We start from the raw sequence: 9,610 nt of genomic DNA on the forward strand, positions 1-9,610 counted from the left end.
TTTCAGGAATTTGGAAGGAAGTCGGTTGGGGAACGATCATTTTTCTGGCGGCATTGTCCGGCGTCAATCCGGATCTGTATGAGGCATCCGTGATCGATGGTGCTAACCGCTGGAAACAGATTGTTCACATTACGCTGCCAAGCTTGCTACCGATCATATCGATTTTGTTAATATTGAATTTTGGCAGTATGATGAGCGGTGGTTTCGACCAAGTGTTTAATATGTACAACCCGATGGTTTATGAAAGCGGCGATGTTATCGATACCTACGTTTACCGGATCGGGCTGACGCAAGGGCAGTATAGCGTGGCAACCGCAATCGGGTTATTCCTAAACGTAATCAATTTTGTTCTTCTTATCGCGGTAAACAGCGCGGCCAAAAAAATGAACGGACATGGCATTTATTGAGGTGATTGAATAATGGTGAGATCTACGAGTGTTTCCGGCAAAATATTTGACATACTGAACATCATTTTCTTAGTTTTCATGGCTTGTATTATGCTTTACCCGTTCTGGCATGTACTTGTGGGATCCGTACTGCCATATGAAGAAGCAGTAAAAACGAGCTTTAATATCCTTCCGCGAAAAATTTCCTTTGAAGCATACGAATACGTATTTTCGAAAAATACGATTCTTATGTCGGTTGCGGTTTCCGTATTCGTTACGGTTATTGGTACGTTATACCAGCTTTTTATTACGGCTATAGCGGCATATCCGTTGACGAAGCAAGATCTTCCGGGTAGAACCACTATCTTTCTCTTTATCATATTCACGATGTTTTTTGGCGGTGGGCTAATTCCTTATTACTTGCTAATCAAGAGCCTTGGGATGGTAAACAGTTTGGCCGTTATGATCATTCCGGCAGCGTTAAGCACTTATAACTTGATCGTGCTCAAAACATTCTTTCAAAACATCCCAATTGATCTGGAGGAATCAGCAAAAATCGATGGGGCTGGTTATATGAGAGTGTTCTTCCAGATCATAATCCCCTTATCGGTTCCGGCTCTGGCAACTATCGCATTATTTATCGCGGTTGGGCAATGGAACAACTGGTACGTTCCGATGTTATTTCTTAACGATAAGGGGCTATGGCCGTTAGCGATGGTGTTAAGGGATGTTCTGATTAATAACAATATGGAATTGACCCGCAGCGGCAGCTTCGTAAGCAAAGAATTCATGCTGGGAGACACCATTAAGAATGCGATTGTGATGGTTTCCGTTATTCCCATCATCATTGTATATCCTTTCATTCAGAAGCACTTTGTGAAAGGGGTGATGATTGGATCAATTAAGAGTTGACAGTCAAATCACTAGAATGTATTAATTATTCATTAAAGGGGAGTAGTGAACAACATGTCGATTAGAAATAAAGGTCTCAGTTTATTCCTTGCAATTGTGTTGTTATTAGTTGGGGTTATTACAGGATGTGGAAATAATAATGGGGAAAGCAAAGCGGGTGAGTCTGCTCCACCTGCAAGCGCAGCAAGCCCTAGTTCTAAACCAGTCGTTGAAAATGCAAAGCCTGTTGAATTATCCGTATTTAGTTGGATGTTCGAGGGGGCGGACTCTCAGGATTCTCAAATCTATAAGCATTTGCAGGAAAAGCTCAACATCCGCTTGAAGCCGATTACGGCTTCGTGGAATGACTGGGAAGAGAAGCTGAACGTGATGATTGCCTCCGGGGAGATGCCCGATGTATTTGTTTCCTACGGCGTTGACCGTCCGGTTCAATACCGTCAGTGGATTAAAGAGAGCATGCTACTTCCGCTTTCTGATTATTCGGAGCAGTATCCGAATATGAAAGCGTCGCTGGCCAACTTTGAACATTTAGCAAAAACGACCGACAACAAGCATTATTCGCTCCCTATATTCAATGAATCCGGAAGTGGCAAGATGGCGGTGAGCGGGCACAATATTCTGATTCGCAAGGATTGGTTGGATAAGCTAAATCTAGAAATGCCAAAGACGATCGATGAGTTCTATGCGGTTGCTAAGGCGTTTGCCGTTGGTGATCCGGACGGCAATAACAAGAAGGATACGTACGGTTATTCCTCCAGCGCTGGAGGGATTTGGTGGCAATATCCGCTGTTCAACGCTTTCGACATGAGCACTGATAGGTGGGAGAAGAAAGATGGGCAATGGGCGCCGGAAGTGATTTCCGATGAAACGAGAGACGGGCTTGCTTTTCTAAACCAGCTTTACAAGGAAAAAATTCTTGATCCTGAGTTTATGTTGAATACAGACGATCAGAAAATCGAGAAATTCATAACGGGCAAAGTCGGAATCATGATTCATAACGCAAATGCGACCTTCTATAATGATTTTTATGATAAGTTCAAGCAGGCAAATCCCGATGCCGATCCGAAGTCGATTTTCACATGGGTAGGCACCTTGGTAGGGAAAACAGGCGCTCAGCGGATGGATGGCTTCAATAACTTCTGGGCGGCAACGTCCGTGAATGCCAATATCTCGGATGAGAAAAAGAAAAAGGCATTGGAGCTGTTGGACTACCTGCTCTCGAGTGAAGGGCAGCAGCTTATGATAAATGGCATTGAAGGGGTCCACTACAGCAAAGACGGAGATAAAATCACACCTATCATGACGGCTGAAGAAAAGGGCAAAGACAAAGCCTTTTCATTAAAAGCATTGGTTTCATGGAATTCGGACTTCCTCGCCGACAGTACGCCGAATAAAGAGGATATTGTCGCAATGGCAAAATCGACAGGCGACTTCGCCGTTCCGAATCCGTTAGCCTACTTAAACATTAATCCAGAGGAACTGGATCCGAGTATTTCAAGCCAGCTGAATGATTTGGTAAATGAAAAATTCGTAAAGATAATTGTAGAATCCAAGGACGTTTCTGCGGATTTCGCTTCCTTTAAGGAAGAGTGGTTGTCTAAAGGCGGTACGAAAGTGATTGAAGTAACGAATAAGCAAGCACAAGCGGAAGGTCGCTAAATCCGCAAGAATCGAGGTTGTTGGAATGACAAAGTATAAGGATTTTCAGCCAGGCGAATTGTGGCTGGATACGAATGGAAAGCCTATTCAGGCGCATGGCGGCAGTATATTATTCGATAACGGTATGTATTACTGGTATGGAGAGAATAAAGACGGCCCGAACTGTTTAGGTCGGATCGGTATTCAGCGCGTAGACATAATTGGCATATCCTGCTACTCTTCAAGCGATTTATACAACTGGGCATTCGAAGGCATCGTGTTGCCTGCGGTTTCCGATGATCCGAGTCACGACCTTCACCCGTCTAAAGTGGCGGAGCGTCCGAAGGTTCTGAAGAATGATCGGACCGGCCAATATGTCATGTGGATTCATGTCGATAATGAGGACTATACGATGGCTAAAACCGGTGTAGCCGTAAGCGATAATCCAGCGGGACCATTTGTATACGTGGGAAGCAAGCGTYCTAACGACGTGGATAGCCGGGATATGACATTATTTAAAGACGATGATGGAACGGCGTATGTCATTCATTCGTCTGACTGGAACAAAACCCTGATCATATCGAGGTTAACGGATGATTACACAGATTTGAATGGCGAGTTTACGAAAGCGTTCATCGACCAGTCCCGGGAAGCGCCGGCGGTGTTTAAACATGCGGGGAAGTATTACTTGTTATCCTCGGGTTGTACGGGGTGGTATCCCAATGCCGCTCTCGTTGCCGAGTCGAATCAGATGATGGGACGGTGGGAGCTCAGGGATAATCCGTTAAGCGGACCGAATGCCCGGAAGACGTTCTATGCGCAAAGCACGTATGTGTTTCCTGTCCAGGGATTGGAGAATAGCTTTATTTTTATGGCTGATCGATGGCGACCGGAGGAGCTTGCGGATTCTAGATATGTATGGCTTCCTATTACTTTTATGGACGATGGGATAGAAATCAAGTGGGCGGATCGCTGGGATTTGAATACGTTTCGAAAATGAATATATGAATGAAGGCCGTTCCTCAATAGGAGGAGCGGCTTTTTGTTATTGAGCTGAATTAGCCGTTCACAATCTCTAACTTGTTTATTCCTGGTAGTTTAGTCCAATAGGAAGGCGATCTGTAGATCACTTTCACTTTTGGTGCCTCTGCTTTTTATTCTAATGATCCATGGTAAGCGTACTTGCATTTGTGGTGGCATGGACTAAAAATTCTAAAAAAAACAAATGAAAACTAGAGAATTCCTTGTTGTATACAGGATGCAATCAAACTAAAATAGGGTTTACAGAAGTACGAGGAAAGTGGGGCTGAGTCAGCTTGGTATCATTTGCTAAACTTTGCTTGCGATTTGTTCTTTTTATTCTAATCGTACTAACTTTTACCGGATGTTTGAGGGCTGACCCCGAAAAGGTTGGGAATGAAATTAAAGCCTTGAGAACGAATGAGAGAAATGCGGATACAGTCAATGACAGCTCGGCAGTGACGAATACATTCGTGAAGCAGGATCAACTTAACGACGGAGAGCCGGTAACGCTGAAGGTAGACTTGTGGTTATATACGCCAACGATTAACGCGGCTAGGACGAAGGAAAATCCTGAGAAAAGGGTGGCCGGACAAGTCATAGCCGACAGGTTTGCGAAGCTGTATCCGAACGTTACAATCGAATGGGTTCGAGGCATGAACAAGAAGGATCTGGCTGCACTAGCTAATTATTATACCGTCCATTTTTCTTCCGGTGATGCACCGGACATTGGCATGAGCTTAAATCATATCGCCGAAGATGGGTGGTATTTGCCATTGGATCGATATCTTGAACAGCCTAATCCATTTGTAAGCAACTATCGGAGGTGGAAGGAGCAATTTCCGGATTATTTATGGGAGAAAGACTGGTTTTCCTCGGCTGTAAACGGGAAGATGTCCGTCACGGGTATTCCGATCACCCTTTACTCAGGGTCGGCAACGGCTATTTTTTACAATAAGGAAATTTTCTCAGAACAAGGGATCGATATTCCCGCTTCCTATTTGGAATTTATCCGAACGGCGGAGCATTTGAATGACAAAGGTTACATCGGGCTTCGCCCCTGGACGGCGCAAAAGCAAATTTACAGTTGGGCGTTCAGCTTTAATCTGGGACCCTATTACTTCGAGAAAAACGTGGCAAGCAAACTCAAGATTGATATGAACAGCTCTTACAGCAACGCTGAATTGATCCGTAGCGTCAAAGAGGGGCTGCTGTCGCCCGTTCATAATGATTACGCTAAAGAACTATATATGAACTTCAAAAAGTTTTTCGATGTTTCGCCGCCGAACTGGGCGTTCACCGATTTCTCCAAGCCTTGGGTGGAAGGCAAAGTGGCGATGTTCGAGGATGGAACATGGTCGCTCGGTACGGAAAATGCGAATTCGGAACGAACGTTCGAATTCGGGATGTTTCCGCCCATTCCCTTGTCAGTAGAAGAATCGAAATACGTTTCGGCTCCTAAATATACGAAGAGCGGGCCTTATCAGCCTGAACCGACCGTTACGTTAAGCATCATACGGCCTTCCGTTGAAAAACACGGCACGGAGGAGGCGGCCGTCCGGTTCCTTCAGTTTTTAACGGCGCCGGAAAATTTAACATTGCTCATTCAAGAAGATCAAACTTCAATTGGGGCTGTTGATGGAGTGCCCGTGCCGGCATTGCTTGAAGAATGGTTTTCCCGTCCGTTTCCCATCACACCGAGTTATAATTGGCCGACCGGTCTCGATACAGAAAGCTACGATCAATGGAATCAGTATACGACTGCTTGGATCAATGGAACGCTGACCGATGAGACATACTTCGCGGCGATCGACGAAATCCAAAGCAAAGCTGCAGACCGCATCATCCAGACGAACAACATTGATACGAGTGGCTGGAAGGTGCTCTTGCATTCGGAGGGGCGTAATTAGGATGTATAAACTGGTCATTGTTGACGATGAGCCCAATATTAGAGAAGGACTAAGCCGATTTGACTGGAGCGCGCTCGGCATAGCACTTGCAGGATCTTATGAGAATGGGCTGGAAGTATTGAGGAAATTCGAAGATGAACCTGCGGATTTGTTGCTGGCGGATATCCGGATGCCGTTCATGGGCGGTTTGGAATTGGCGGAGAAGGTGAGGAAGGCCTATCCCTTCACGAAAATCGTCATTTTGACCGGCTACAGCGATTTCGATCTGGTTCGCACTTCCTTGCGGAACGGTGTCGCCGATTATTTGCTGAAGCCTTCTACGACAGAGGAACTGACGCGTGCGTTTCTACCGCTTGTGGCTATGTTGAACGATGAACGGCGAGAGGCGGAGGAAGAACATATGCTGCGCCGTAAGTCGCAGCTTGCATCGATATTGATGCGCAATCATTTTTTGAATAAGCTGCTGTACATGCCATTATCGGAAGAAGAAATGGAGGAAGGCTGTACGAATGCGAAAATTCGGAGCGATGGGGAAGCTTACATAGTTGCTGCAATCGGTCTCGATGACAAGAAGCGGATAGATTATTCCATTAAAGATTGGGAATTGATATTATTCGCTCTTGATAACGCTTTGACTGAAATTTGGGAAGGAGAAGGGCATGGAAGTCACTTTGTAGAGGCGGATTCAGGCAGATGTTATATTCTCGGACAGGGCGAGAACGAGAAACTAGCGGAACATCTTGCATCGATCAGAGAACATCTATATCGCTTTCGGGGTCTATTTAAAACGACGATGTCGATTGCGCTAGGCGAATCGGTTTCACGTCTTGCGGATATTTGGATCTCCCGCGAACAAGCGGATATTGCGCTAAGGCGGACGAATGGAGATGAAGAAATCGTTCATTATTCATTCGAAGGAGATTCGGGTAGGGAAGAGGATGAATCCGCTGTCAAGGAAGCGGTTGTTGGTGCCCAATCCGGACTTCCAGGCGATTCTGAGACAAGCAGGCGAATTGTAGAAGCAGCAAAAGGCTATGTTCGGGAGTATTTCCGGCAACCGATCTCGCTTAAGCAAATTGCCCAACGTGTGCATGTTAATAGTGCGTACTTGAGTTATTTGTTCAAGGAAGTGACGGGAGAAAATTATTTGCAGTATTTGACGGCCTGCCGAATGGAAGAGGCGACCCGTCTGCTCAAAGATCCAAGCTTAAAAATATATGAAGTTTCCGAACGGGTCGGTTATCATAATGCACAGCATTTTTCGATCATCTTCAAAAGATATAACTATGTTACACCGTTGGAATATCGCAACAAGCATGCAACGGTGAACTTCATCGAGGGTGAGGCGGACCGAGCGTGAACGGCATGGCCCATCGGAATAGGATTGTCCTCAGCGCGCTGCTTTTGCTATTGTCCGCGCAAATAATTTTTGGCATATACGGGTATGYCAATTTGAGCAATACTAGAGCGTCGTCTGAAAATTTCAAAAAGAACTACATGATCAGTCAACTGGAATACAACGCGCTATCGGCGTTTAAGCAGGTGGACACATATGCCGCTCATTTGAAGACGCGGGAGTTTACTTCCTTCTCGTCAAGATTTCTAAGCCTTGGTACGACGGCAGAGGCGGAGAAGGCGCTGAGGGAGCAGAACGAGAAAATAAACCGGTTGCAAATTAACGCTGATCTTCTTCAAGCCGTATACATTCTGGGTGCGGATTCTAAACAGTGGGATTACGTCCAATATTTCGATGGAGAGGCTCAGAATGTAAGCGTGCTGCCTTGGATCGAGGATTTGAATGGAACGGGTGTTATGGAGGCGCTCGCCGTAAAGGGAACGGGCATTCCAATCTATATTCAAGAGGGAGAACTGCAGAAGGTCATACGTCAAAAGTGGAGTTATGTAAGCGATCAACAATTGCAACGCGTAAGCGCTTTCGTTCGAGGGCTGGAAGGGAAATGGATTATTAGTAACGGCGTGAATGATTATACGCTCGGCTTACTTGTTCTGAACGACGATTTTCCGCAGCAACTTCTATATGAAAGCGATCTTGTTGGATATCGCTTATCTATCTATACGGATAGCGGGATTGGAACTTGGGGCACGGGATCGCTGTCGTTGGACTTGACCGGTCGAAACCCTTCGCAGGAAGAGAGAGCGTCGTGGGCTCGACAAGCGGGGGAAGGGGGGCAGATTCATTATATTAAACAATTGTCCCCATACGGCGTCGTTCTCGTATTGACGGATACGATGACAGGCTGGGGGGCCGATTTCAGCCATACGATGATGGTTATGGGAGTCCTGTTCTTCCTGCTGTTGATTGGAAATTTCATCCTTTCTCTATCGCTGGCCAATAGTATATTGTCGCCGCTGCTCAAGCTGACCAGGTTTATTCGTAACCAAGGGGGGCTGCTGCCGCTCGAAGCATTTCCGAGGACTAAGGCGGCGGGAAAGCTACTTACGACGACTTCTGTCAGGACGAAGCTGCTCGTCCTGTTCCTATTGACGGTATTGGCGCCGCTGCTATGCATGGTCGTTTTGTTCTCCATGATRCAAAATCAGTATGCGAAGCAAGAGTGGAAAGGGACGGTAGAGGCCGTATCCAAGCAGATGAGCTGGACGGTTTCCAAGCAAGCTGAAGTATACGAGGGAGCCGCCAATTCACTTTCTGTGAACGACCTGCTGAACGGGTATCTATCTTCTCCGACAAGCAACCTCCCTTCAACAGTATCATCCTTTCAAAGCAATATTGCGACAACGATTTACCCTGAATCCAAGGACATCGCCTATTTCGTCCTGTATGATACAAACGGAAACGCAAAATACTCCACGTTATTTTCCAACAATCTTTCACTTTTTTATCTAGACCCGCAAACTTATGAATCCGAGGGGGTTTCGGAAATCTCTTGGCTTCCGGCGACGCCGGATATCTTTAATCATCTTGCGATTCAATTAATTAAGCGGGTATACCGTATCGATCCGGACGGGCAGGGAGAAATTGTTGGTTATTTGCAGCTGGTATTGAAACCAGATTCTTTTCAATCGGTCGTGGTGCAGGGAAATCTCTCGTTTCAAATCGTGGATGAACAGGGAAATCCCATGTACATGAGAGACGGCTATGAAGACCGCGACATGTTTAGTGAAGCTGTTAACCGTACATCGAACGCTGCGAGCAATTCGCTTGTTTTAGAGGAGAAGATTCCAGGGCTCAATTGGAAAATGACCGTTCAATTTCCGCTGGATTCCTTGCATAACAGGAACGGAGAGTTGTTATGGGTCGTAGCATCGGTCGCATTGTTATGCTTTATGATTGGCTTGATTTTGTCCCATTGGCTAGTTCGTCCGATTGGGGAGCTGCAGAATGCGATGGATCAGGTAGACGAAAACAATATCGAATTCGCTACGAAAGGCAAGACAAGAGACGAAGTGAGTCTGCTTGCCCATCATTTTAATCGGATGGTCGAGAAAATCAATCAGCTCGTGCAGGAAGATTTCCGCAGCAAATTGCGGGAGAAGGAATTGAACGCGCTCAAGACGCAGGCGGAGATGAGCATGCTGCAACAGCAGATCAATCCGCATTTTCTATACAATACTTTGGAATCGATCAATATGGAGGCGCAGCGCAATAATGGCAGTATGGTGAGCAAGATGATCGGTTCACTTGCCAGCTTGTTTCGTTATTCGATCAGTTCGGGTCCTGAGCAAGGCGTGTCCTTAGAAACGGAAATTGAATATACCCGTTAC

General features: G+C 46.0%; 7 protein-coding genes. All 7 read left to right on the forward strand.

The features are described from left to right. On the forward strand, positions 1-407 hold a 407-nt coding region (locus AC1DWN_RS20010; RefSeq protein ID WP_477560665.1), incomplete at its 5' end, for an ABC transporter permease subunit. Between the two features lie 12 nt (positions 408-419). Then, complete coding sequence (locus AC1DWN_RS20015; protein WP_477560666.1) at positions 420-1,298, forward strand: carbohydrate ABC transporter permease; 879 nt, start codon at positions 420-422, stop codon at positions 1,296-1,298. Positions 1,299-1,352: 54 nt separating this feature from the next. Further along, entirely contained in the window at positions 1,353-2,957 is a 1,605-nt protein-coding gene (locus AC1DWN_RS20020) for an extracellular solute-binding protein (RefSeq protein WP_477560667.1), read from the forward strand. A gap of 25 nt (positions 2,958-2,982) precedes the next feature. Beyond that, positions 2,983-3,936: a glycoside hydrolase family 43 protein gene (locus AC1DWN_RS20025; RefSeq protein ID WP_477560668.1), complete on the forward strand. Its 954-nt coding sequence runs from the start codon at positions 2,983-2,985 to the stop codon at positions 3,934-3,936. 316 nt (positions 3,937-4,252) lie between these two features. Next, entirely contained in the window at positions 4,253-5,866 is a 1,614-nt protein-coding gene (locus AC1DWN_RS20030) for an ABC transporter substrate-binding protein (protein ID WP_477560669.1), read from the forward strand. Position 5,867: 1 nt separating this feature from the next. Next, positions 5,868-7,226 carry a response regulator transcription factor gene (locus tag AC1DWN_RS20035; RefSeq protein ID WP_477560670.1) on the forward strand — a complete coding sequence of 453 codons (1,359 nt, stop codon included), beginning with the start codon at positions 5,868-5,870 and terminating at the stop codon, positions 7,224-7,226. Positions 7,227-7,318: 92 nt separating this feature from the next. Continuing rightward, positions 7,319-9,610, forward strand: a 2,292-nt coding sequence (locus tag AC1DWN_RS20040) for a cache domain-containing sensor histidine kinase (protein ID WP_477560671.1), incomplete at its 3' end; no start/stop codon positions are given.

It is taken from the genome of Paenibacillus sp. P4_A7 (assembly GCF_056402455.1).